At 65.1% G+C, this 22164-nt stretch carries 26 protein-coding genes; 8 read left to right on the top strand and 18 right to left on the bottom strand.

What is annotated here, in order from left to right; all coding sequences use genetic code 11:
• Positions 1-3: 3 nt before the first annotated feature.
• From AUC68_RS02485 to eno, 12 genes are all read right to left on the bottom strand, one after another.
• A complete protein-coding gene (locus AUC68_RS02485) occupies positions 4-474 on the bottom strand; it encodes a type II toxin-antitoxin system RatA family toxin (RefSeq protein WP_069436200.1) in 471 nt (156 codons plus the stop codon).
• Between the two features lie 9 nt (positions 475-483).
• Complete coding sequence (lipA, locus tag AUC68_RS02480) at positions 484-1452, bottom strand: lipoyl synthase (RefSeq protein ID WP_069436199.1); 969 nt, start codon at positions 1450-1452, stop codon at positions 484-486.
• Positions 1453-1488: 36 nt separating this feature from the next.
• Positions 1489-1758, bottom strand: a complete 270-nt coding sequence (locus AUC68_RS02475) for a GlsB/YeaQ/YmgE family stress response membrane protein (RefSeq protein ID WP_069436198.1) — start codon at positions 1756-1758, stop codon at positions 1489-1491.
• A gap of 36 nt (positions 1759-1794) precedes the next feature.
• On the bottom strand, positions 1795-2028 hold the full coding sequence (locus AUC68_RS02470) for a GlsB/YeaQ/YmgE family stress response membrane protein (protein ID WP_069436197.1): 234 nt from the start codon (positions 2026-2028) through the stop codon (positions 1795-1797).
• A gap of 97 nt (positions 2029-2125) precedes the next feature.
• Positions 2126-3535, bottom strand: a complete 1410-nt coding sequence (gene lpdA / locus AUC68_RS02465; protein WP_069436196.1) for a dihydrolipoyl dehydrogenase — start codon at positions 3533-3535, stop codon at positions 2126-2128.
• Positions 3532-4122 carry a GNAT family N-acetyltransferase gene (locus AUC68_RS02460; RefSeq protein WP_069436195.1) on the bottom strand — a complete coding sequence of 197 codons (591 nt, stop codon included), beginning with the start codon at positions 4120-4122 and terminating at the stop codon, positions 3532-3534. The genes lpdA and AUC68_RS02460 overlap by 4 nt, the downstream gene beginning before the upstream one ends.
• A gap of 66 nt (positions 4123-4188) precedes the next feature.
• Positions 4189-5292, bottom strand: a complete 1104-nt coding sequence (locus AUC68_RS02455; RefSeq protein ID WP_069436194.1) for a 2-oxo acid dehydrogenase subunit E2 — start codon at positions 5290-5292, stop codon at positions 4189-4191.
• Positions 5293-5294: 2 nt separating this feature from the next.
• On the bottom strand, positions 5295-5783 hold the full coding sequence (locus AUC68_RS02450; RefSeq protein ID WP_069436193.1) for a DUF6980 family protein: 489 nt from the start codon (positions 5781-5783) through the stop codon (positions 5295-5297).
• Positions 5780-7219 carry a pyruvate dehydrogenase complex E1 component subunit beta gene (locus AUC68_RS02445; RefSeq protein WP_342027360.1) on the bottom strand — a complete coding sequence of 480 codons (1440 nt, stop codon included), beginning with the start codon at positions 7217-7219 and terminating at the stop codon, positions 5780-5782. The genes AUC68_RS02450 and AUC68_RS02445 overlap by 4 nt, the downstream gene beginning before the upstream one ends.
• 4 nt (positions 7220-7223) lie before the next feature.
• Positions 7224-8216, bottom strand: a complete 993-nt coding sequence (gene pdhA / locus AUC68_RS02440; RefSeq protein ID WP_069436250.1) for a pyruvate dehydrogenase (acetyl-transferring) E1 component subunit alpha — start codon at positions 8214-8216, stop codon at positions 7224-7226.
• Positions 8217-8399: 183 nt separating this feature from the next.
• A complete protein-coding gene (locus AUC68_RS02435; RefSeq protein ID WP_069436192.1) occupies positions 8400-8723 on the bottom strand; it encodes an FtsB family cell division protein in 324 nt (107 codons plus the stop codon).
• A 72-nt stretch (positions 8724-8795) separates the two neighbouring features.
• Positions 8796-10070, bottom strand: a complete 1275-nt coding sequence (eno, locus tag AUC68_RS02430; RefSeq protein WP_069436191.1) for a phosphopyruvate hydratase — start codon at positions 10068-10070, stop codon at positions 8796-8798.
• 126 nt (positions 10071-10196) lie between these two features.
• Between eno and queC the strand changes: the two genes are divergently transcribed.
• Positions 10197-10928: a 7-cyano-7-deazaguanine synthase QueC gene (gene queC / locus AUC68_RS02425; RefSeq protein ID WP_069436190.1), complete on the top strand. Its 732-nt coding sequence runs from the start codon at positions 10197-10199 to the stop codon at positions 10926-10928.
• Between the two features lie 4 nt (positions 10929-10932).
• On the opposite strand, the gene AUC68_RS02420 is transcribed toward queC, so the two are convergent.
• Positions 10933-11667, bottom strand: coding sequence for an SDR family oxidoreductase (locus tag AUC68_RS02420; protein ID WP_069436189.1), 735 nt, complete (start codon positions 11665-11667; stop codon positions 10933-10935).
• Between the two features lie 219 nt (positions 11668-11886).
• Here AUC68_RS02420 and AUC68_RS02415 point away from each other — a divergent pair, with 219 nt between their 5' ends.
• From AUC68_RS02415 to AUC68_RS02390, 6 genes are all read left to right on the top strand, one after another.
• A complete protein-coding gene (locus tag AUC68_RS02415) occupies positions 11887-12789 on the top strand; it encodes an AraC family transcriptional regulator (RefSeq protein ID WP_069436188.1) in 903 nt (300 codons plus the stop codon).
• 191 nt (positions 12790-12980) lie between these two features.
• Positions 12981-13850, top strand: coding sequence for a hypothetical protein (locus tag AUC68_RS02410; RefSeq protein ID WP_069436187.1), 870 nt, complete (start codon positions 12981-12983; stop codon positions 13848-13850).
• A 154-nt stretch (positions 13851-14004) separates the two neighbouring features.
• Positions 14005-14640: a 7-carboxy-7-deazaguanine synthase gene (gene queE / locus AUC68_RS02405; RefSeq protein ID WP_069436186.1), complete on the top strand. Its 636-nt coding sequence runs from the start codon at positions 14005-14007 to the stop codon at positions 14638-14640.
• Between the two features lie 72 nt (positions 14641-14712).
• Positions 14713-15093 carry a 6-pyruvoyl trahydropterin synthase family protein gene (locus AUC68_RS02400; protein WP_069436185.1) on the top strand — a complete coding sequence of 127 codons (381 nt, stop codon included), beginning with the start codon at positions 14713-14715 and terminating at the stop codon, positions 15091-15093.
• A 111-nt stretch (positions 15094-15204) separates the two neighbouring features.
• The gene (gene queF, locus AUC68_RS02395) at positions 15205-15651 is read left to right on the top strand and encodes a preQ(1) synthase (protein ID WP_069436249.1); all 447 of its coding nucleotides are present in this window, start codon (positions 15205-15207) and stop codon (positions 15649-15651) included.
• A 21-nt stretch (positions 15652-15672) separates the two neighbouring features.
• Complete coding sequence (locus AUC68_RS02390; RefSeq protein WP_069436184.1) at positions 15673-16653, top strand: hypothetical protein; 981 nt, start codon at positions 15673-15675, stop codon at positions 16651-16653.
• A gap of 7 nt (positions 16654-16660) precedes the next feature.
• On the opposite strand, the gene kdsA is transcribed toward AUC68_RS02390, so the two are convergent.
• On the bottom strand, positions 16661-17548 hold the full coding sequence (gene kdsA / locus AUC68_RS02385; RefSeq protein ID WP_158008206.1) for a 3-deoxy-8-phosphooctulonate synthase: 888 nt from the start codon (positions 17546-17548) through the stop codon (positions 16661-16663).
• 145 nt (positions 17549-17693) lie between these two features.
• Here kdsA and AUC68_RS02380 point away from each other — a divergent pair, with 145 nt between their 5' ends.
• Complete coding sequence (locus AUC68_RS02380; protein WP_083240322.1) at positions 17694-18461, top strand: aquaporin; 768 nt, start codon at positions 17694-17696, stop codon at positions 18459-18461.
• A 41-nt stretch (positions 18462-18502) separates the two neighbouring features.
• Here AUC68_RS02380 and AUC68_RS02375 read toward each other — a convergent pair whose 3' ends face one another.
• From AUC68_RS02375 to tpiA, 4 genes are all read right to left on the bottom strand, one after another.
• Complete coding sequence (locus tag AUC68_RS02375; RefSeq protein ID WP_069436183.1) at positions 18503-20131, bottom strand: CTP synthase; 1629 nt, start codon at positions 20129-20131, stop codon at positions 18503-18505.
• A 99-nt stretch (positions 20132-20230) separates the two neighbouring features.
• Positions 20231-20602 carry a preprotein translocase subunit SecG gene (secG, locus tag AUC68_RS02370; protein ID WP_069436182.1) on the bottom strand — a complete coding sequence of 124 codons (372 nt, stop codon included), beginning with the start codon at positions 20600-20602 and terminating at the stop codon, positions 20231-20233.
• A 54-nt stretch (positions 20603-20656) separates the two neighbouring features.
• Complete coding sequence (locus AUC68_RS02365) at positions 20657-21241, bottom strand: hypothetical protein (protein WP_069436181.1); 585 nt, start codon at positions 21239-21241, stop codon at positions 20657-20659.
• A gap of 102 nt (positions 21242-21343) precedes the next feature.
• A complete protein-coding gene (tpiA, locus tag AUC68_RS02360) occupies positions 21344-22108 on the bottom strand; it encodes a triose-phosphate isomerase (protein WP_083240336.1) in 765 nt (254 codons plus the stop codon).
• Positions 22109-22164 lie beyond the last annotated feature (56 nt).

Raw genomic sequence — 22164 nt, 5'->3', positions numbered from 1 at the left:
TTCTCAGGTGGTGAGCGCCGCGCGCTTCGCGCCATAGACTTGATCGGCGCGCGCTTCGAATGCGTCCGTGTACTTCCGAACCGCCTTGTCGAAGAGTCCGCCGACCAGGCGCTCGAACATGCGCGAGCGGAACTCGTAGGCGATGAAGAAGTCGATCTCCGAGCCGCCGGTGCCGCGCGGTTCGAAGCACCAGCGATTTTCCAGATGCTTGAACGGCCCGTCGACATATTCGACGAGGATCGACCGCGCCGCCGGATCGAGCGTCACCCGGCTGGTGAATCGCTCCCGGATCAGCTTGTAGCCGACCTCCATGTTTGCGGTCAGAATCTCTTTGCTGTCGATGGTCTCGCGGCGAACGACGGTGAGCGCCTCGCAAAGCGGCAGGAACTTCGGATAGTCCTCCACATTGGCGACGAGCGCATACATGTCGTCGGCCGCGTGGGCGACGGGATGCCGGGTTTCGAAAGTCTGCATCGTGGCGGTTTAGACCTTAAGCGCGGAGCTCGCGAGCCGCGCCGCTTTCAGGCGTTCGAAGTCTTCCCCCGCATGATAGGACGAGCGGGTCAGCGGCGTGGACGCAACGAGCAGAAAGCCCTTGGCTTCGCCGACGCGCTTGTACTCCGCAAAGCGTTCCGGCGTGACGAAGCGCGTGATCGCGGCGTGTTTGCGGGTCGGCTGCAAATATTGCCCAATGGTGAGGAAGTCGACATCGGCCGCGCGCAGATCATCCATCAGGCTTTCGACCTCATCGTCCGTCTCGCCGAGACCGATCATGATCCCCGACTTCGTGAAGACCGCCGGATCGAGACGCTTCGCGTCCCTCAACAACGTGACGGAGTGCGCAAAGTTCGCCCCGGGCCGAATGCGCCGGTAGAGCGAGGGCACCGTCTCGACATTGTGGTTGAACACGTCCGGGCCTGCCTCCAGCACCACCTCAAGCGCCCCCTCCTTGCGCATGAAGTCCGGGGTCAGCACTTCGATGGTGGTCTTGGGCGCGGCCCGTCTGATGGCAATGATGGTCTGCGCGAAATGCGCGGCCCCGCCATCGGCGAGGTCGTCCCGGTCGACGGAGGTCACGACCACGTGGGTCAGGTCGAGATCCGCGATGGCGGCGGCCGTGCGCGCAGGCTCGTCCGGATCGAGATGGGCCGGCTTGCCGGTCGCGACGTTGCAGAAGGCGCATGCGCGCGTGCACGCGTCGCCCATGATCATCACGGTGGCGTGCCGTTTCGACCAGCACTCTCCGATATTCGGACAGGCCGCCTCCTCGCAGACCGTATGGAGACCGTGACGGCGCAGCGTCGTCCGCGTGCCCTCGAAGGTCTGGGTTGCGGGTGCCTTGACGCGAATCCACGCCGGTTTGCGCATCGCAGGCGTATCGGGCAGCCGTGCCTTCTCGGGATGGCGCAGCCTTTTATCAGGTCCTTGAACGGAATTCAGCAGTGTGACCATGCGTGAACTTGTTGATCTGAGCCTTGGCGATCTTTGCTATGGATTGATCTTGCGCCAAAGCCAAATGACGATGACCGCGCCGATCGAGGCGACGATGAGGTTACCCAGCCATCCGTAGAACTCGACGCCCACGACCCGCGCGAGCGTGCCGCCGAGAAACGAACCGGCGATACCGACCAGAAAATTGGTGAAGAGGCCGTGATCGCTGGCCGTGATCTTCTCGGCAATGTAACCGGCGAGAATGCCGATGATGATCATGCCGATGAATCCGACGCCCGGCATCGAGAACAACCCGTGAGCTTCCATGCTAGCCTCCCTTTTTGCTGTCAGGCCGCGCCGACCCTAACGCATCCGCTGCCAAAGCCAAATACACAAGACCGCGCCGGCGGTCGCGATGATGATTTGGCCGATGATGTTCGATGCGTTGATGCCGATCAGCCCGCCCAGCAGGCCGCCGACGACCGCGCCGACCACGCCGATCAGCAGATTGGTGAGAAGGTCGTTTTTCCGCCCCATCAAATACGAGGCGAGTACGCCGGCGATCAGGCCGACCACCAGGAAGATAATGAGCGACATTTGAGGTCTCCTATCGTTGGTCTGGCTATCTTGGTCTGGCGTCTAACCGCCTATCGCATCGGCGCGTCTCTTCGGCCGCGTTCAGATATGGCCGCGTTCAGATATGCAAGGCCCGTCCGAACGCATCGAGCACCGACTCGTGCATCATCTCCGATAATGTCGGATGTGGAAAGATCGTGGCCATGAGTTCGGCCTCGGTGGTCTCGAGGGTCTTGCCGATGGCGAACCCTTGAATAAGTTCCGTCACCTCCGCCCCGATCATATGGGCACCCAGCAACGCGCCGGTCTTCGCATCGAAAATGGTTTTGACGAGACCGTCGGTCTCGCCGAGGGCAATCGCCTTGCCGTTGGCGGCATACGGATAACGGCCGATTTTGAGCTCGTAGCCCGCCTCGCGCGCCGCCCGCTCGGTGAGCCCGAGGCTCGCGATCTGCGGCGTGCAATAGGTGCAGCCCGGCACGCTTGCCGGATCGAGCGGATGGACCGCCTTCGCGCCCGCGATCTTCTCCACGCACAGGACGCCCTCGTGCATGGCCTTATGAGCGAGCCAGGGCGGTCCCACCACATCGCCGATGGCGTAGAGTCCGGGCACGCCCGTGCGGCACCACGCATCGACGACGATGTGGCCCCGGTCGATCTTGACCCCCTGTTCTTCGAGGCCGAGACCTTCCACGTTGCCGGTGATCCCGACGGCCAGGATGACGCGCTCCACGGCCATCTCGGTCGTGTTTCCATCGGCGGTCCGAAGCCGGGCCGAGACGCCGGTTTCGGTGTCGCGGAGCTGTTCGACCGTCGCGCTCGTATGGATGGTGAGGCGCTGCTTCACGAACGCCGTGTGGGCGAGCTTCGAAATCTCCTCGTCCTCGACCGGCAAGATGCGGTCCTGGACCTCCACGACCGTGACCGCCGCGCCGAGGGCCGAATAGAAACTTGCGAACTCGATGCCGATCGCGCCGGAGCCGATCACCAGCAGCGATTGCGGCAGGCGGTCGGGCACCATGGCCTCCTTGTAGGTCCAGATGCGCGTCCCGTCGGGCTCGAGCCCCGGCAGGCTGCGCGCGCGCGCGCCGGTGGCGACGATGATGTGGCTGGCGGTGAGCGAGGGCAGCGTAGTCCCGTCGTGGCCTGCGAGCGCGACGCGGCCGGGGCCTTCGAGCCGGCCGGTGGCGTCGAACACGGCGATCTTGTTCTTCTTCATCAGATAGGCGACGCCGCGTGCGAGCTTGCCGGCGACGTCGCGGCTGCGCCGGACCAGCCGTTCGAAGTCGAAACCGACCCCGTCGACGCGCAGGCCAAAGGCTTCCGCCTCCTTGATCTGCCGGTAGAGCTCGGAGGTGCGCAGCAAGGCCTTGGTGGGGATGCAGCCCCAGTTCAGGCAGATGCCGCCGAGATGTTCCCGCTCGACCACGGCCGTCCGGAGGCCGAGCTGTGCGGCGCGAATGGCCGCGACGTAGCCGCCGGGGCCGCCGCCGATGACGACGAGATCGAAGTCCGTGGCGGACGTCATGTGCGCGGTCCGATCATCAGGAGCCAGTCCCCAGACTGCGGATAGGCCGGTGGCAGGGTCGCGGGCTCACGCGCCACCGTCTGAAACCCGGCCCGTGCGTAGAGCCGTTCGGCGCCGGTATTCCAACTGCCGACGATGATGCTGGGGGCCGGGGCGCCTGCGTCGCGGGCATGGGTCCCCGCGATATCGAGGAGCTTCGCACCGATGCCCTGCCCCCGATACTCGGCGAAGGTCGCCAGCACGTTGACGTACCACGTGCCGGGCGCCTGGGCTTCCAGGCGCAGCAGCGGCCGGAATGGTTCGGGCATCGCGTCGAGACCCGTGAGATCGTAGGGGTCGTCGAGTCGGTAGCCGATGAGGCAGGCGGCGATCTCATCGCCGATCTCGGCGACGGTCGTGTGGCGATAAGAGAAGCCGCCTTCCTCCCGCCGGGCCCGTTCGCGTCCGACTTCGAGCGCCGAATGACCCGGGCCCGCCATATCGAGCCAGAGCCTGTTGGGCACGCCTTCGCCTGCGATATCCATCAGCACGGCGAGTGTGGCGGCATCGGCGCGTGTCGCCGGACGGAATGTGGGTTCGAGCGCCATGAATTCGCTAGGTTGGACAAGCCAGGTTGGGTTCGCGAGGTTGGGGCAGCGGCTAGACCAGCATGGTCACGGGGTCTCGAGATAGGCCTTGAAGGCCGCGAGCAGTTCGGCGCCCAGCGCGCCGTCGATGACGCGATGATCGCACGAGAGCGTCGCGCCCATCATGGTGGCGATCTTGATGGCGTCGTCCTTGACGATGGGCTTCTTCTCCGCGCGCCCTATGGCCAGGATGGAGCTGTGCGGCGGGTTGATCACCGCATCGAAGCTGTCGATGCCGTACATGCCGAGATTGGAGATCGACGTCGCGCCGCCTTGATATTCGTGGGGCGCAAGGCGCTTGGAGCGGGCTCTGCCTGCGAGGTCGCGCATCTCGTTGGAGATCTCCGACAGGCTCTTCACCTCCGCATCGCGGATCACCGGCGTATAGAGGCCGCCCCCTTCGAGCGCGACCGCCACGGCGATATCCGAGGGGCGGTGGCGCAGAATCCCCTCTTCCGTCCAGGTCGCGTTGGCGGCCGGTACGGTTTGCAGCGCCATGGCCATGGCCTTGATGATGAAGTCGTTCACCGAAAGCTTGAAGGCGCGCGGCCCGTCCTGGGGCGCCATGCCGTTGAGGCGCGTCCGTGCCGCCAGCAGCGCATCCAGCTCGCATTCGATGTTGAGATAGAAATGCGGGATGGTCTGCTTGGCGAGGGTGAGCCGTTCGGCAATGAAGCGCCGCATCGTATCGTGCGGCACGATCTCGTAACTGCCGGGCTCGTAGAGCGCGAGGATCTGCTTGTCCGGCATGGGTTGCGCCAGGCCGGGTGCGGGCGCCGATGGCGGCGCGTGCATCAGTTCGCCCATGACGGCGGCTTCCATGACGGAAGCTTCAGGCTGCGCGGGGGCGCCGCCCGTCTCCGGCGCGGGCCGCGGTGTTGCGGGTTGCGCTTGCGCCGCCGCCCGTTCCACGTCGGCAAGGACGATGCGGCCATGGGGGCCGGAGCCCTTCAGCGCGGCAAGGTCGATGCCGCGCTCATGCGCGATGCGCCGTGCGAGGGGCGATGCGAAGAGGCGCGCCGCATCGCCCGTCCCGTTTTGCCTGTTTCCCAGGATCTGCTCCGCGATCCGGTCCATCACATGCTCAGCAGAGCTTTCGCGCGGACCATTGTGACCCATCGGGACGTTCATGGTCAAAGTCCCTTCTCGATCCACCACGCTTCGGTCTGGTATGCTTCGGGTAGCGTGTCGAGTTCTTCGTCGAGAACGCCGACGTCGCGCCCCAAAATCTTCTCCGCTTCTTCAAAGAACGCGTCGCGGACCGAAGGCGGCAGCGGTTTGCCCGTCCACGGATCGAAGCGCAGCGTGGTCATCGCCGGCCCGCCGTCGAACACGGGCATGCCGAACTCGCGAAACACGGGCGAGTAGATGATCGGCTGTTGCGGATCGCAGGCGGCCCACAACAGATCGGGGTATTCGGAAAACAGGGCCGACTTGCGCGGGTCCAGGTCGAACACATCCCGGACTTCGTCCATGTGTTCGGTGAGGATGGCGAAGATGCCCTCCCAGATTTCGCTCCAGCCGTCTTCGTCGGGATCGAAGTTGTCGTAGCGCTGGCAGGCCAGCCGGTTGGCTTCGATCTCCTGGTCCATCTCCTCGTCTGAGAGCCAGAAATCCGTCATGCGGCGTTCTCCCGGTAGCAAACAGACTTGGCGGCACTCACGACCAGCTCCACCGAGGGCAGAGCGAGCTTTTCGAGATTGGCGGCATAGGGCATCGGCACGTCCGCGCCCGTGATCTTGAGTGGAGGCGCGTCCAGATAGTCGAAGGCCTGTGCCGTCACCTGGGCGCAGATCTCGGTGCCGACCGAACAGACAGGCCAGCCTTCCTCGACGGTGACGATGCGGTTGGTCTTGCGCACCGAGGTGAGCACCGTCTCCATGTCGAGCGGCCGCAAGGTGCGAAGGTCGATGATTTCCGCGTCGATCCCCTGCGCCGCCAACCGTTCGGCCGCGTCGATCGCATAGGCGAGGCCCCGCGAATAGGAGACGAGAGTCACGTCCTTCCCTGCCCGTGCGATACGGGCCTTGCCGATCGGCAGAACGAAATTGTCGAGCTTCGGCACCGGGAAGCTTTGGCCATACAGAATCTCGTTCTCCAGGAAGACCACGGGGCTGTTCTCGCGGATCGCCGCTTTCAAGAGCCCCTTCGCATCGGCCGCGCTATAGGGCGCGATGACTTTCAACCCGGGCACCTGGGCGTACACAGACGAAAAGTCCTGGCTGTGTTGCGCGGCCACGCGTGCGGCCGCGCCGTTCGGTCCGCGAAACACGATGGGACAATGCATCTGTCCGCCGGACATATAGAGCGTCTTGGCGGCGGAGTTGACGATGTGGTCGATGGCCTGCATCGCGAAGTTCCAGGTCATGAACTCGACGACGGGCCGGAGGCCGGCAAAGGCCGCGCCCACGCCGATACCGGCGAACCATACTCCGTGATCGGCGTATCGATGCGCGGCCGCGGCCGAACTCCTCCAGCAGCCCTTGCGTGACCTTGTAGGCGCCCTGGTATTCGGCGACCTCCTCGCCCACGAAGACATCGCCTCGCGCCGCATCTCCTCGGCCATGGCATCGCGCAAGGCCTCGCGCACGGTCATGTCGACCATCTCCGTGCCGGCCGGAACTTCGGGTTCGGGCGCGGCTCGGACGGTGCGGCTTTGGGGGCCGGCCGGGGCCGTCTCGACCTCCGGCTCGGTTTCGCCCAAACCCGGTGACGGCGCCTGCGCGGCCGGCGCTTGCGGCGGCGCGGCGGCTGCGGGCTCCGAAACGGTTGGCTGCGGCGCGACAGCGGGTGCGCCTTCGGCGGGCGCTTCGTCGTCCTCCAACAGCAGCACGGCGATGGGCTGGTTCACGGCCACGTGCTCTGTGCCTTCCGGCACGAGGATGGACTGGATGACGCCATCCTCGATGGCTTCCACTTCCATCGTGGCCTTGTCGGTTTCGATCTCGGCGATGACATCGCCCGTTTGGACGCTCTGCCCTTCGCGCACGTGCCATTTGGCGAGCGTGCCCTCCTCCATGGTGGGCGACAGCGCGGGCATGAGAATGTCGGTCGGCATCGCCTTAGTCCTTCGCCGCCACGACGTCGGTCCAAAGCTCGCCCGGCTCCGGCTCGGGCTCGTCCTGGGCGAACTGGGCGGCCTCGTTGACGACGGCGCGGATCTCCTTGTCCACGGCTTTCAGCTCCTCCTCGTCCCGGCCGAGCGCGGAGAGGCGTTTGTGGACGAGCTCGATCGGATCGTGGTGCTGGCGCATGTCCTGCACCTCTTCCCGGGTGCGGTATTTCGCGGGATCGGACATGGAGTGGCCGCGATAGCGGTAGGTCAGGACTTCGAGGATCATCGGGCCCTCGCCGCTGCGGACATGGGCCAGCGCTTCTTCGCCGGCCGCCTTCACCGCGGCGACGTCCATGCCGTCCACCTGGCGTCCGGGAATGCCGAAGGCGAGTCCCCGGTGATAGAGCTCCTCGGCATGGGCCGTGGCGCGCTCGACCGCGGTGCCCATGGCGTAATGGTTGTTTTCGATGATGTAGAGCACCGGAAGCTTCCACAGCGAGGCCATGTTGAAGCTCTCATACACCTGGCCCTGATTGGCTGCGCCCTCGCCGAAGAACGTCAAGCACACATTGTCGTTGCCGCGATATTTATTGGCGAAGGCGATGCCCGACCCGAGCGGCGCGGGCGTGCCGACAATGCCGTGGCCGCCATAGAAGCCCTTCTCCACGGAGAACATGTGCATCGAGCCGCCCTTGCCTTTGGAGTAGCCGCTCTGCCGGCCGGTGAGTTCGGCCATCACGCCCTTGGGGTCCATGCCGGTGGCGAGCATGTGCCCGTGGTCGCGATAGGAGGTGATCACCTGGTCGCCTTCGCGTTTGGCCATCATCATGCCGGTCACCACGGCCTCCTGGCCGATATAGAGATGGCAGAATCCGCCGATGAAGCCCATGCCGTAGAGCTGCCCGGCCTTTTCCTCGAAGCGCCGTATGAGCAGCATGTTGCGGTAGGCGGCGAGATAGTCGTCGGGGTTTAAGGTCGGTTCGGGCGGAGGCGCCGGCATTTCGCGCGGCTCGGAGGGCTTCTGGTCCATCCAGAAATTGGCCGCTCCAGGCGTTAGGCTTGGGCTGGTCAAATCCGGGCCTCCTTACGACTCACACCTCGTCACGCCTGCGAAGCTAGCACGAGTCCAAAGTCAGCCAAAAGACACGGTCGAGCCGATCGAGGCCGGTCCCCGGGGCCGATCTCAGCGTTTGATCAGCGGTCCGGTGGGATCGGGCGGCCGCCGGTTCATCATGACGAGATCGCCGGGGTGGGCCAGGTTCAGAATGGCCCGCGCCCGCTCGTCCAGCATGTCGGGATCGAGGCTGTCAGGCTCCAAGAGCGCAATGTCGCGCTCGATCCGCTGCCGGACCTCCCGCAGGCCTTCAAGCTCGCCTTCGAGCACGGCCGCACGGCGCTGCAAATCGGTCCGCGCGGTCAAGCCGTGGTCGCCGTTTTGCAGATGGTAGCCGAAATATCCGCCGGCGCTCAAAGCCAAAAGCGGAAAGATGAACGCCCTGAACCGCATGTCTCCTCCCCAGGCAGCGAATCACAAAGATCGTTGCCTGGCCGTTAAGACGCCGTTACCGGCGCGGGGATTTTACGCCTTCAGGATCGCGGTTCCGGCGTAGCGCGCCCTCGGGCCCAACTCTTCTTCGATCCGAATGAGCTGATTGTACTTGGCAACCCGGTCCGAGCGGGCCAGCGACCCCGTCTTGATCTGTCCGCAATTGGTGGCCACCGCAAGGTCGGCGATGGTGGTGTCCTCGGTTTCTCCGGACCGGTGCGACATCACGGCCGCGTAGCCGGCGTTCATGGCCATGTTCACGGCGTCCAAGGTCTCGGTGAGCGTGCCGATCTGGTTGACCTTCACGAGGATGGCGTTGGCGATGTCTTTGTCGATGCCCTCCTTGAGACGGGTCACGTTGGTGACGAAGAGATCGTCGCCCACCAGTTGCACCGCGGTCGCGATTGCCTCGGTCAGCGTGCGCCAGCCGTCCCAGTCGTCCTCCGACATGCCGTCCTCGATGGAGAAGATCGGGTAGTTGGACACCAGGTCGGAGAGGTAGGAGGTCATCTCCTCCGACGTCAGCGTCCGGTCCTCGCCGGCCAGGACGTAACGGCCGTCCTTGAAGAACTCGGTCGCGGCCACGTCGAGGGCGAGATACATGTCCTTGCCGGGGTGATAGCCGGCCGTTTCGATCGCCTTCATGACGAAGTCGAGCGCCGCGCGTGTCGACTCGATATTGGGCGCGAATCCGCCTTCGTCGCCGACCGCCGTGCCGAACCCCGCGTCGTGCAGGCCCTTCTTCAGGGTGTGGAAGACCTCCGCGCCCATGCGCACGGCATCGGCGATCGACGGTGCGCCGACCGGCACGATCATGAACTCCTGGAAGTCGATCGGATTGTCCGCGTGCATGCCGCCATTGACGATGTTCATCATCGGCACCAGGAGGAGTGTCGCCTCCTCACCCCCGAGATAGCGGTAGAGGGGCTGCTCGTGAGCCGCCGCCGCCGCTTTCGCCGCCGCCAGGGAGACGCCGAGAATGGCGTTGGCGCCCAGCCGCTTCTTGTTCTCGGTCCCGTCCAGATCGCGCAGCAGCTGGTCGAGGCCACGCTGATCGTCCGCGTCGAAGCCATCGAGGGCTTTGCGGATTTCGCCGTTGATCCCCTCGACGGCCTTCTTGACGCCCTTGCCGCCATAGCGGGCCCCCCCGTCTCGCAGCTCGTGGGCCTCGTGGGCGCCGGTCGACGCGCCCGAGGGCACGGCCGCGCGGCCGTGGTGGCCGTCCTTGAGGACAACATCGACTTCGACGGTTGGGTTGCCGCGGCTGTCCAGGATCTCTCGGCCGACGATTGTGGCGATGGCTGCCATGTGGGTGTCTCCCCAATGAATCTCTGTGACGTTTTGCGGCCGTCATAGCCTAGGCGGACCGGAACGGGAAGGCGTATATGTCCAACATGTGCGTTCGTGCCCGAGCGCCCACGCGGGAGGCCTTCCATGGCAGCACCTTCCTCCGACGTTCCGGCCGGCGCTTTGGTCCTGTTCTCCGGCGGGCAGGACTCCACCACCTGCCTCGCCCATGCCCTGGAGCACTATGCCCGGGTGGAGACGGCCGGCTTCGACTACGGTCAGCGCCATCGGATCGAACTGGAGTGCCGGGCCCGAATCCGTGCGGCCCTGCAGGAGCGGTTCCCCGCCTGGGCCGGGCGTCTCGGGCCGGACCATATGCTCGACATTTCGAGTTTCGGTGCCATTGGGGAGACGTCGCTGACGACGCAGTCCGAGATCGTGATGCTGGACTCAGGGCTCCCCTCGACCTTCGTTCCGGGGCGCAACCTCGTGTTTTTCGTCTACGCGGCGGCCCTCGCCTACCGGCGCGGGCTCGATGTCCTCGTGGGCGGCATGTGCGAGACGGACTATTCCGGTTATCCCGATTGCCGGGACGCGACCTTGAAGGCGCTGCAGGAGGCGATCCGGCTCGGAACCGAGGTCCCGTTCACGATCGAGACGCCGCTGATGTGGTTGTCCAAGGCTCAGACCTGGGCCCTCGCCCATGAGCTGGGCGGCGACGCCCTGGTCGAGCTTGTCCGCAACGACACCCACACCTGCTACGAAGGCGACCACACGACCCTGCACGATTGGGGCTATGGCTGCGGGACCTGCCCCGCCTGCGACCTGCGCGCCAAGGGCTACCGCGCATGGCGGGCCCTCGGCGCTCAGAACGGCTAATGCGTTAGCGCGTGCTGGCGGTCGGGCGCACGATGATCTCGTTCACGTCGACATCGGCAGGCTGCTCGATCACGTAAGCGATGGCCTCCGCGATCGCGTGAGCCGGCAGCGCCGTCTGGCGGTACTCCTCGATGATGGTCTTCGTGTCGGCGTGGGTGATGGTCTCCGCAAGTTCGGATTCGGTCACCCCCGGCGAGACCACGCTCACGCGGATGTCCGCGTTCTCCAGGCGCAAGCCCTCCGATAGGGCGTTGACCGCGTGCTTCGTGGCGCAATAGACGGCGCCCGTCGGCAACACGTAATGGGCGGCAATGGACGAGATGTTGACGAACTGCCCGTGGCCCTGGCGTTTCATGACCGGAAGACCGGCGGCAATGCCGTAAAGCACGCCCTTGATGTTGACGTCGATCATCCGGTCCCATTCATCGACCTTGAGGGCCTCGAGCGGAGACAGCGGCATCAGACCCGCATTGTTCACGATGACGTCGACTTTGCCGAACGTCTTCTCGGTGAACTGCACGAAGGCTTCGACACTCTCGCGGCTCGTCACGTCGAGCGGCTGGAACTCAGCCGTGCCGCCCGCGGCGCGGATTTCCTCGGCGATCGTCTGAAGCCGGTCCGTCCGGCGCGCCCCGAGCACGACGCGCGCGCCCTTTTTGGCCAGGTGTCTTGCCGCGGATTCGCCGATCCCGCTGCTCGCACCAGTGATGGCCACCACCTTTCCTTCAATGTTCGACATGGTCTCAAGTCCCTTTCCTCTTCGGGTGGGCAAGTCCCGCCCCGTGTGCCGTGAAGGTGGTGTCGGGACCCCGTCGTCCGATAGACCAAAGCTCTCGCAGTCTTGCCTAATCCTCCAGAACACCGCTTTGGGGGCTGCGGCATTCTTGCGCGTACGGGTGATCCGGCGCATGACTGAGCGCAGTTTTCTGCTGTTATTGTGGTGTCTGGGACAGACTTCATGGATGCGAACCGGTCCGAACTCGCCAGTCTGATTGATCGATGCGCCAAAACGGACGGGCTCCATGCGACCGCCATCCCGCGGCTCTCCGTCCTCCGGAGCACGCGCCCGACCGAACCCCTGCACGCGGTCTATGAGCCTGCGGTCTGCATCATCGCGCAAGGCAGCAAGCAGGCTATTCTCGGCGAGGCCGTCTATGTCTACGACCGGAACAAGTACCTCGTGATCTCGGTCGACGTCCCGGTCGTTGGCCAGGTCATCGAAGCCTCGGAGGCGGAGCCGTATCTCTGCCTCAAGCTCGATCTGGATGTCGCAACCCTCGGGACGCTGATGCTCGACGCGGGGCCCGGTCCGGCCAGCGTGGAGCCTGCCCCGGCTCTCGGCCTCAGCAAGGTCACCCCCGAACTGACCGACGCGGCGGTCCGCCTGTTGCGCCTGCTCGAGACGCCGCAAGATATTTCCGTGCTGGCGCCGCTTTGCGAACGGGAGATCTTGTTCCGCCTGCTGCAAGGAGACCAGGCGGCGAAGCTTCGGGAAATCGCGCTGGGCGACACCAGGCTGCGGCAGGTCAGCCGTGCCATCGACTTCATCAAGCGAAATTATCGTGAGTCCTTCCACGTCGAGGACCTGGCCAATGAGGCGCGGATGAGTTCCTCGGCGCTGCATAGCCACTTCAAGGCCGTGACCGCGATGAGCCCGCTGCAATATCAAAAGCAGATCCGGCTCCAAGAAGCGCGCCGGTTGATGCTTCTCGGTCTGTGCGACGCCGCCACAGCAAGTCACAGCGTCGGCTATACCAGCCCCTCCCAATTCAGCCGCGAGTACCGCCGCCTGTTCGGCTTGCCGCCACAACGCGATATCGCGCGGCTGAGAGAGTTTCCCGACGGTTTCGTCGCCGCCTAGTCTTGCGGCCCGTTCGTAAGCGGCCTTGCCGGTTTTGCGATCGCGCCGGGCGGCGGCGGCACCGCTCAGCTAAAGCCAGCGGTCCTTGAATCGCCTCAGGCGGGCCCTGTCCGATGGCAATCGTGTGCTGTATCCTTGTGACTACGTACCGTTCTGGTGCGTGAAAATTTCTAAGAAATCAGAGGATGACTATGAATCAGCACAAACGCCCGAAATGGGTGAGCGCGCTTGGCCTCATTCTGGCCGGTGCCTTTATCGTCGGTGCGGCGCTCGTGACGAGTGAGCCCTTCAGCGACAGTACGGCCTTCGCGGCCATGACCGAACAGGCCGAACGGGCCGAGGCGCCCGCGCCGTCCGAGGGCACCGGGACTGACGATGTGCCGCCAGGTGCGGCCAAGATCGACGCCGCCGCCAACCTGACCGACCTGTCGGTCGTCGTCGCCCAAGCGGACACGGGCGAGTCCGCCGGCGAAGCCACATCGGAACCGGCAGAAGAACCGCCAACGGATCCTGTGGCCGAAAAGGAAGCCGAGGCGCAGGAAGCCGCGGAAGAGGAACTCGCCGCCGAGGAAGCAGAGGACAAGTGCTGCAAGAAGGGCGACAAGACTCCCCCGTTCGAGCTGATCGCGAAGACCCCGCCCGGCGAGCTCCACAACCCGTACGATTGGAAAGAGCTTGCCGAAGAGCATAAGGACAACCCCGACTACCTCGTGAAGCAGTTCCGGCTCCCCGGCTGCAACGAGTGCCACGGCGGCGGCGGCGGCGGCGGGTTCTGCCCGGCGCTCAGCCAAGGCGTCTGGTTCTGGGGCAACACGGACGACGTGTTGTTCCGTCTGATCGCCCTCGGTTCGGCCGAGTTGGAGAAGCAGGGATGGACCCGTTATCAGTACGGCACGGTGAAGGCGCCTATGCCTGAGATGGGCCATGTCATCAAGACGTCCGACCATCTTTGGCAAATCGTCTCCTTCATTCGCTCGATCAATCCTCCGGGCACCAATCCGCCGGAGAAGGTCATTCCGGGCAAATACACGGCCCCGGTGGAGGAAAGACAGGCCGAGTAGGCACGCGCCGTTCTTACGACAACCAATCGCCCGGGCACTTTTCGCGCGCTACCGGCCTCTGGCCTACTTGAGCGCGATGCCCGGGCGATTTTCGTTCAGGCGCGTGCGGTTGCGCCCCTTGCTTCGACGCCGCTTAGAACCCACCTTCCCGCCCATGTATGCGGTCAAGGAAATCTATTACACGCTCCAAGGGGAAGGCGCGCAGGCCGGGCGGCCGGCGGTGTTCTGCCGTTTTGCGGGCTGCAATCTGTGGTCGGGGCGAGAGTGCGACCGTGCCGATGCGCTCTGTAGTTTTTGCGATACGGACTTCGCCGGGCTCGATGGGCCTGGCGGCGGCCGGTTCGAAACCGCGGGCGATCTGGTGGGCGCGTGCCGGTCGGCATGGCGCGGCAATTCCGGGGCGGCCCAATTCGTCGTCCTCACCGGCGGTGAGCCGATGCTGCAGGTCGATGAGGACCTGATCGAGGCGTTCCATCGCGATGGCTTCGAGATCGCCATCGAGACCAATGGCACCCTGCCCGTCTCGGACGAGATCGACTGGATTTGCGTCAGTCCCAAGCCCGGCATGCCGCTCCGGCAGCGCTCCGGCGACGAACTGAAGCTTGTCTATCCGCAAGCCGATATCGCACCTGAGGAGGTGCTGGGGCTCGCCTTCACCCATTTCCTCCTGCAGCCGCTGGATGACCGGGCGGGTGGTACGGCGAATTTGCAAGCCGCCATAGACTATTGCCTCCGTCACCCAAGATGGCGGTTGAGCCTGCAAACCCATAAAATCCTGGGATTGCCCTAAGGGCCCCCGGGGTATCGACGCTGTGGCGTACAGCCTCTGGTCGGCACCGCAAAAATCCCCTAAACAGCGCAAATGCGAATCTACAAAGAATTCCTTTTCGAGGCGGCGCACTTCCTGCCGTCGGCGCCGCCTGGCCACCCCAACGCCAGGCTCCATGGGCATTCGTTCCGTGCGCGCATTACCGTCGATGGGCAGCCGGACGAGGAGACGGGCATCGTCCTTCATTTCGACGAGCTGGAGGCGGCCGTCGCGGAGGCGCGCGACGCGCTCGATCACCGCATGCTGAACGAGATCGAGGGGTTGTCGGCCCCGACCCTGGAGCGGATCGCCATGTGGTTGTGGGATCGGCTCCACAACCGTTTGCCGGGCCTCGTGGAGATCGTCGTGGCGCGGGATTCCTGCCACGAAGGGTGCGTCTATTACGGACCGCCGTTGCGCCTTGCGGCCGAATAGGCGATGGCCAAGAACCCGTCAATGGGCCCGTCAATGGGCCCGTCCAAGAGAACGGCAAAAAGCCCGGCCAAGAAGATGGCCGAGGCGGTGAGGAATGCGGCCAAGAAGGACATGGGCCTCAAGCAGCTCGGCAAGGCCGCGCCCCTGCCCCCCTCGCCCGATGAGGCCGTCCTCGAACGGGTTTCGAACCTGCACGCCGACACGGACTATGTGGCGCGCTTCACCGCTCCGGAGTTCACCTGCCTGTGCCCCGTCACGGGGCAGCCGGATTTCGCCCATTTCGTCGTGGACTATGCGCCCGGCAAGTGGCTGCTCGAATCCAAGTCGTTCAAGCTGTTTCTCGGCAGCTTCCGCAACACCGCGTCCTTCCACGAAGACACGACGCTGCGGATCGGCAAGTCCATCGCGACGCTGATCGAACCGCGTTGGCTCAGGATCGGCGGCTATTGGTTCCCGCGTGGCGGCATCCCCATCGACGTGTTCTGGCAGCACGGGACTCCGCCGGACGGCATCTGGATTCCCGACCAGGGCGTGGCCCCTTATCGCGGCCGCGGCTAGGCGCGACGAAGGGCGGCACGTATGACGGATCTCATCATCACCAACGGCGATTCAGCCGGCGAGCTTCTGCGGCGCACCCTGCCCGGCGCCGAAGTTCTGCCCTGGCGCGACGTTCTGTACGAGGGTCCCGTCCTGCTGACCGACAGCCTGGAAGAGCTGACCGAGGTCCGGGTGTCCTATCTCGGAGCGTCTGGCGCGGGCGACGAAAGCGCCATCGAATTCGAGCTCACCTCGCGGGACCGGGGGCTGAGCATCAGTGCAAATTTTGATCGTGTTATCCTGTGGTTCGAACATGATCTTTACGATCAGCTTCAACTCATCCAGGTCCTCGACTGGTTCGCCGATCATCCGCGCGAGCCCGAAACGCTTCTGCTTGTCCAGACGGACGATTATATCGGCCGCCAGGAGCCGGAAACGATCGCCGAGCAATTCACCCAGGCGCGTCCGGTGACGCAAACGCAGCTCGATCTCGCGGTTCGCGCGTGGGCGGCCTTCCGTCAGCCCACCCCGGAAGCCTGGGCGCATCTTCTGAAAGAGGACCTGTCCGCGCTGCCCTTCCTCCGCGGCGCCGTGGTCCGCATGCTCGAAGAGTTTCCGGGGCCGGACGGCCTCTCGCGGACGGAGCGGCAGATGCTGGCTTGCCTGCAAGCCAAGACGGGTCTGTCGGCGGTGGCCCTGTTCGGCACCGCCCAGAAGATGGAAGAGGCGGACTTCATGGGCGATTGGAGCTTCTGGCGGACGCTTGATGAATTGGCCTTGGCGCCCACGCCTCTTGTCGCCGGTTTGGAATGTGCGCCGTTCCAGGTTGCGGACCAGGCGCGCATGGAAACCTATGTGAAGAGCCAGCCTGCCCTGACCACGCTGGGCAAGGACGTGATCCAGGGGCGGGCCGACTGGGCGGCACATCACACGATCGACCGCTGGTGGGGCGGCACGCACCTGACGAATGCCAAGCTCTGGCGCTGGGATCCGGAAACGGCGCATCTGATCGCACCGGCCTAAGCGGGCGCTAGCCTTCGGCGCGATCCTTCGTCAGGCGCTCCTTGGCCAAGCGCTCCTTGGCCAAGCAATCGAAGGCCATGATCTCCGCAAGCAAGCCTTCCAGATCGCGCAGCGGCACCATGTTGGGGCCGTCCGAGGGCGCATTGTCGGGGTCCTGATGCGTCTCGATAAAGACACCCGCGACGCCGACGGCCACGGCCGCGCGGGCCAGCACCGGCACGAAGCGCCGCTCGCCCCGCGCTGGTGCCCCCTGCCCGCCCGGGTTGCTGCACCGAATGGGTCGCATCGAAAATAAACCGGCGCCCGGTCTCGGCGAGGATGGGCAAGCGCGCATGTCCGACACGAGCGTGTTGTAGCCGAACGAGACCCCGCGCTCGGTCACGAGGACGTTGGGATTGCCGGCGCCGACGACCTTCGCCACCACGTGGCGCATGTCCCAGGGCGCCAGGAACTGGCCCTTCTTGACGTTGACCGCCTTGCCCGTCTTTGCGGCGGCGACCAGAAGGTCGGTCTGGCGGCAGAGAAAGGCGGGAATCTGAAGCACATCCACGGCTTCGGCGGCGGCGGCGCATTGGTCCGGCTCGTGAACGTCCGTCACCACGGGAAGTCCCGTGGTCTCGCGGATGTCCGCGAAGACGGAGAGCGCTTCATTCAACCCGAGACCGCGCGCGCTCGAAAGGCTCGTCCGGTTCGCCTTGTCGAACGAGGACTTGTAGACCAGCCCGATGCGGAGGCGTTCCGCAACCTCCTTCAGCGCCGCGGCGGTCTCGAGCGCGTGCGCCCGGCTCTCCAGGACGCATGGACCGGCCATGACGGCGAGCGGCAAGGCGTTGCCGAAGGTCACGGAACCGGCGGTGACCGTGGCCGCCGGCGCAGGCTTCAAAGCTTCGTTCATGGGGTCCTTCATGAGCCGTGCGCAGGCATGCGTCAACTGTGGGGAAGTGCTTGTTTGGCGCGTTTTGACTAGGCATCGGCGCCGCGATCATGCAGTGGTTGTGCCGCCGGGTTTCCCGGGCATATCTCATTGGGGAGGAATGGGTATGAATAAGGCGATCGCCGAATTCATTGGGACGTTTGCTCTGGTTCTGATCGGTTGCGGAACGGCTGTGATCGCCGGGATGGGCGAAGGGCCCACGGCGGTCGACGTTCTCGGCATTGCCACGGCGTTCGGTCTTGCGATCGTCGCCATGGCCTACGGTATCGGACAGGTGTCCGGATGCCACATCAACCCGGCGGTGAGCTTCGGCGTGCTCGTGGCCGGCCGCATGACGGTCTCCGATTTCGTGACCTATGTGATCGCGCAGGTGCTGGGCGCCATTGCCGGCGCCGCCGTGCTCTATCTCATCCTGTCGGGCAAGGCGTCCGGCTGGACGGGCGGCCTCGGTCAGAATGGCTGGGGCGCAGGCTATCTCGGCGAGTACAGCGTGACGTCGGCCTTCGTATACGAAGTCGTCGGAACGTTCCTGTTCCTCGTCTGCATTCTCGGCGTGACGCAGAAGGGCGCGCCGGTGGGGCTCGCAGGGCTCGCTATCGGGCTGACGCTCGTCGCCCTGCACCTGCTCGGCATCAATGTCACCGGCACGTCGGTGAACCCGGCCCGCTCGCTTGGGCCGGCCCTGGTGGGTGCGGGCACGAACCCCACCGCGCTTGCCCAATTGTGGCTGTTCATCGTGGCGCCGCTGATCGGCGCCGGGATCGCCGGGCTCCTGTTCAAGCCGGGCGGCGTGCTCACCGGCGACGACGAGATCCCGGTCCGCGGCGAAGGCGACTCCGATGTCGCCCCGGGCGCGTCCGCACCGCAGAAGTAAGAGGCGAGCCGCGAGCCGGGGCGTTTCCCGGCTCGCGGTCCCTAGACCAGCCGGCTCTGTTCGACCGCGGCGGCGATGAAGGACTTGAACAGCGGGTGCGGCGCGAAGGGCCGCGACTTCAGTTCGGGGTGAAACTGAACGCCGATGAACCAGGGGTGGCCGGGGATTTCCACGATCTCCGGCAGAAGGCCGTCTGGCGACAGTCCTGAAAAACGCAAGCCCGCCTTCTCCAGCCGGTCGCGGTAGCGCATATTCACTTCATAGCGGTGCCGGTGACGTTCGGAGATTTCCGTCGTGCCGTAGATTTCGGCGACCTTGCTGCCGGGCGCGAGCATGGCGTCATAGGCGCCGAGCCGCATCGTGCCGCCAAGATCGCCATTGTGTTCGCGGCGCTCCAGCTCATCGCCCTTCATCCACTCGGTCATGAGACCGATCAGCGGTTCGTCCGTCGGGCCGAATTCGGTGGAACTGGCGGTCTCGATCCCGGCCAGATGGCGCGCGACCTCGAGGACGGCCATCTGCATGCCGAAGCAGATTCCGAAGTACGGGAAGTTCCGCTCGCGGGCATAGCGCGCCGCCAGGATCTTGCCTTCGGCGCCACGTTCTCCAAACCCGCCCGGCACGAGGATCCCGTTCACGTCTTCCAAATAGGCCGCGGCGTCCTGGCTCTCGAAGATCTCGGACTCGATCCATTCGAGATTGACTTTGACCTTGTTGGCGATGCCGCCATGGGTCAGCGCCTCGCTCAGGGATTTGTAGGCGTCCTTGAGCCCGGTGTATTTCCCGACGATCGCGATCGTCACCTCGCCGTCGGGTTCGGCAATGGTGGCCGAGATATCGCTCCACAGGGACAGGTCCGGAGCCGGCGCGTCCGTAATGCCGAACGCGGCCAGGAGTTCGCTGTCCAGCCCTTCGTAATGATAGGCGAGCGGCACGTCGTAGATGCTGGAGACGTCGAGCGCCTGGATCACGGCTTCGGGGCGGACCGTGCAGAACAGCGCGATCTTGCGCCGCTCGTCCGGCGGCAACGGCCGGTCGGCGCGGCAGAGCAGGACGTCCGGCTGGATGCCGATCGAACGCAATTCCTTGACCGAGTGTTGGGTGGGCTTGGTCTTCAGTTCGCCCGCGCTCGGAATATAAGGCAGGAGCGTAAGATGGACGAATGCGCTCGTCCCCCGTGGCAACTCGTTGCCGAGCTGGCGGATGGCCTCGAAGAACGGCAGGCCTTCGATATCGCCGACTGTGCCGCCGATCTCGCAGAGCACGAAGTCGACGTCTTCGTTGCCCGTGACGATGAAATTCTTGATGGCGTCGGTCACGTGGGGAATGACCTGGACCGTGGCGCCGAGATAGTCGCCCCGGCGCTCCTTGGCGATGATCTCCTGATAGATCCGGCCGGTGGTGATGTTGTCGGCCTGCCGCGCCGGCCGGCCGGTGAAGCGCTCGTAATGGCCCAGATCCAGGTCCGTCTCCGCACCGTCATCGGTGACGAAGACCTCACCGTGCTGGTAGGGGCTCATGGTTCCTGGATCGACGTTCAGATAAGGGTCGAGCTTACAGAGACGCACGCGAAATCCGCGCGCCTGCAAAAGCGCCCCAAGCGCTGCCGAAGCGAGCCCCTTGCCGAGTGAGGAAACCACGCCGCCGGTAATGAAGACGTACCGCGCCATGGGCCTCGACCCTACACCGAGTCTGGGCTTATGCGCAGCCCAAACGTGCCCGGCGAGACGTCTTGGCGCAGAATTTTCTGTGCGAAACTTGACGCCAAATCAGTTCGATTGCGGGACTTGCGGTCCAGATGGCGCTGCGGGGGCGGCCGGTGCCGTCGGCTCCGTCTGGCCCGGAATCGTCAGTGGCGTCAGCCCGCCCTCGCCGCCGCTGGTCGGCACGATCGACGGGGTCGAGGCGGTGTTGTGGCTCGCCAGGATCGACAGGGTCAGGCTCGTCAGGAAGAAGCACGCCGCCAAAATGGTCGTGGTCCGCGTGAGCGCATCGCCGGCGCTGCGGCCGGTCATGAAGCCGCCGCCGCCGCCACCGCCGCCGCCAATACCAAGCGCGCCGCCTTCGGAGCGCTGCAGCAGGATGACGCCCACGAGGGCGATCGCGATCATCACATGGATCAGAAGAATTACGGTGCTCATTGTGTCGCCTTGTTATCGGAAGGCGCTGTCTTATCCGACTCCGCTAGGGGTTGGCTAGCCCCTGCCGGATTGCCGCCTCTTCTTTGGCGACCGCCTCGCTGGCGGCGCTGACACCGGCTTCGGTGCTGGAGACGCTGGTATCGGCTGCGGACGTAAGCTCCGCCGCGTCGTCGGACCCGAGATCCGGATCGCCGTCGATATCGCCCTCGCCGTCGCTCGTGGCGACGCCGCCGTCACCTTCTCACCTGCCCCTCGCGAGGGATTGCGCAAGGGGATGAGCGAGGTGGCGTCCACGCCCGCGAGAACGAAGGTCGGAACCTTCGGTTTGCGGTCGGGCAGCGACGGCGGCAGAGGCTTGGGAATCCGGACGCCGTTGGTGCGGCAGCGGAAGGCGACTTTCTCTTCCACCAGCAAGTATTGGCGGACCTGCTCGATCTTGTCCTGGTCGTGGAGATGGTCCTTGACCCAGTCGGGCCCGCGCTTGAGGGCGGCTTGGACCGTCGCCGTGAGCAAGGCTTCCTTCTCGGATTTGAGCGCCTTGCACTCATCGGCTTCCAGGGGTTCCGCTCCCGCCGTGCCAGTGGGCAGAGCGAATCCCAAAACGACCAGCATCACAGCGATTGGACGCAGCTTCGTCATCCGCTCCCCAAGAACGTCATGGCCCCCTGCCGTCGTCATTTTGGCAGAATGCAGAAGCTTAACCGATTTGCAAGCGCGGACCCAGGGTTTTCGGGCCTCCGATCAGCACCGGGTTTCGGCGTAGACGGACAGAATTTCGTAGAAATCCGCGGCCTTGAGACTCGCGCCGCCGACCAGTGCTCCGTTCACGTCCGGAACGAAGAGCAGTTCCGCCGCATTGGCGGGCTTCACGGAGCCGCCATAGAGGAGCCGCATGGCACCCGCTTCCGAATCGCCCAGCATTTGCCCCAGGACCGAGCGAATGAGGCCATGGACCTGGGCGACCTCCGCCGGCGTCGGCGTGAGGCCCGAGCCGATGGCCCAGACGGCTAGGCGATGACCGTATTCTCGGGCGCGCGCTTCCGGTACAGACCCTTCGACCTGGCTCCTGAGGATGTCGAGCGTCTTGCCGTCCCGGTAGTGTGATTCGGTCTCCCCGATACAGATGATGGCCATCAGCCCGGCCCGGTAGGCCGCAAGCGCCTTGGCATGCACGAGTGTGTCGGACTCGCCATGGTCGATCCGCCGTTCCGAGTGGCCGACGATCACGGCGGTCGCGCCGGCGTCGGCCAGCATTTCGGCAGAGAGATCGCCTGTATGGGCGCCGGACGGGAGCGGATGGCAGTCTTGCGCCCCGAGCATGATCGGCGAGCCCTCGAGTGTCTCGCGGGCACGGGTCAGCAGCGTCGCCGGCGGACACACCATGATGTCGGTCTCCGGACCCGGCGCGGCATCAAGGCGCGCTCGCAGCGCTGCAAGCTCCGACAGGGCGCTGCCGAGCCCGTTCATTTTCCAATTCCCGGCAACAAGCGGCCTGATCCCAGTCACCTTTCCCCCCAACTCGCGCGTTTACGCCAACGAAATAGCGCAATTTTCCTTTGTTT

The organism is Methyloceanibacter methanicus (genome assembly GCF_001723285.1).
Classification (GTDB): domain Bacteria; phylum Pseudomonadota; class Alphaproteobacteria; order Rhizobiales; family Methyloligellaceae; genus Methyloceanibacter; species Methyloceanibacter methanicus.
The sequence above is the reverse complement of the archived record's forward strand: the minus strand, read 5'-3'. Positions and strand labels throughout refer to the sequence as shown.

Excerpts from the sequence above, each read along its gene's own strand:
- AUC68_RS02460 (WP_069436195.1), bottom strand. The coding sequence starts at position 4,122 with ATGGCGCTCGAACCCACATTCCGTCCGGCGACACGCGCCGATGCCGCC.
- kdsA (WP_158008206.1), bottom strand. The coding sequence starts at position 17,548 with ATGAACGAAGCTTTGAAGCCTGCGCCGGCGGCCACGGTCACCGCCGGT.
- secG (WP_069436182.1), bottom strand. The coding sequence starts at position 20,602 with ATGAGCACCGTAATTCTTCTGATCCATGTGATGATCGCGATCGCCCTC.
- AUC68_RS02380 (WP_083240322.1), top strand. The coding sequence starts at position 17,694 with ATGAATAAGGCGATCGCCGAATTCATTGGGACGTTTGCTCTGGTTCTG.
- queF (WP_069436249.1), top strand. The coding sequence starts at position 15,205 with ATGGGCCTCAAGCAGCTCGGCAAGGCCGCGCCCCTGCCCCCCTCGCCC.
- AUC68_RS02410 (WP_069436187.1), top strand. The coding sequence starts at position 12,981 with ATGAATCAGCACAAACGCCCGAAATGGGTGAGCGCGCTTGGCCTCATT.
- AUC68_RS02390 (WP_069436184.1), top strand. The coding sequence starts at position 15,673 with ATGACGGATCTCATCATCACCAACGGCGATTCAGCCGGCGAGCTTCTG.
- AUC68_RS02450 (WP_069436193.1), bottom strand. The coding sequence starts at position 5,783 with ATGACGGATTTCTGGCTCTCAGACGAGGAGATGGACCAGGAGATCGAA.
- eno (WP_069436191.1), bottom strand. The coding sequence starts at position 10,070 with ATGGCAGCCATCGCCACAATCGTCGGCCGAGAGATCCTGGACAGCCGC.
- AUC68_RS02400 (WP_069436185.1), top strand. The coding sequence starts at position 14,713 with ATGCGAATCTACAAAGAATTCCTTTTCGAGGCGGCGCACTTCCTGCCG.
- lipA (WP_069436199.1), bottom strand. The coding sequence starts at position 1,452 with ATGGTCACACTGCTGAATTCCGTTCAAGGACCTGATAAAAGGCTGCGC.
- AUC68_RS02455 (WP_069436194.1), bottom strand. The coding sequence starts at position 5,292 with ATGAACGTCCCGATGGGTCACAATGGTCCGCGCGAAAGCTCTGCTGAG.
- lpdA (WP_069436196.1), bottom strand. The coding sequence starts at position 3,535 with ATGACGTCCGCCACGGACTTCGATCTCGTCGTCATCGGCGGCGGCCCC.
- AUC68_RS02475 (WP_069436198.1), bottom strand. The coding sequence starts at position 1,758 with ATGGAAGCTCACGGGTTGTTCTCGATGCCGGGCGTCGGATTCATCGGC.
- pdhA (WP_069436250.1), bottom strand. The coding sequence starts at position 8,216 with ATGCCGGCGCCTCCGCCCGAACCGACCTTAAACCCCGACGACTATCTC.
- AUC68_RS02485 (WP_069436200.1), bottom strand. The coding sequence starts at position 474 with ATGCAGACTTTCGAAACCCGGCATCCCGTCGCCCACGCGGCCGACGAC.
- AUC68_RS02375 (WP_069436183.1), bottom strand. The coding sequence starts at position 20,131 with ATGGCGCGGTACGTCTTCATTACCGGCGGCGTGGTTTCCTCACTCGGC.
- queC (WP_069436190.1), top strand. The coding sequence starts at position 10,197 with ATGGCAGCACCTTCCTCCGACGTTCCGGCCGGCGCTTTGGTCCTGTTC.
- AUC68_RS02420 (WP_069436189.1), bottom strand. The coding sequence starts at position 11,667 with ATGTCGAACATTGAAGGAAAGGTGGTGGCCATCACTGGTGCGAGCAGC.
- queE (WP_069436186.1), top strand. The coding sequence starts at position 14,005 with ATGTATGCGGTCAAGGAAATCTATTACACGCTCCAAGGGGAAGGCGCG.
- AUC68_RS02445 (WP_342027360.1), bottom strand. The coding sequence starts at position 7,219 with ATGCCGACCGACATTCTCATGCCCGCGCTGTCGCCCACCATGGAGGAG.
- AUC68_RS02365 (WP_069436181.1), bottom strand. The coding sequence starts at position 21,241 with ATGACGAAGCTGCGTCCAATCGCTGTGATGCTGGTCGTTTTGGGATTC.
- AUC68_RS02435 (WP_069436192.1), bottom strand. The coding sequence starts at position 8,723 with ATGCGGTTCAGGGCGTTCATCTTTCCGCTTTTGGCTTTGAGCGCCGGC.
- AUC68_RS02415 (WP_069436188.1), top strand. The coding sequence starts at position 11,887 with ATGGATGCGAACCGGTCCGAACTCGCCAGTCTGATTGATCGATGCGCC.
- AUC68_RS02470 (WP_069436197.1), bottom strand. The coding sequence starts at position 2,028 with ATGTCGCTCATTATCTTCCTGGTGGTCGGCCTGATCGCCGGCGTACTC.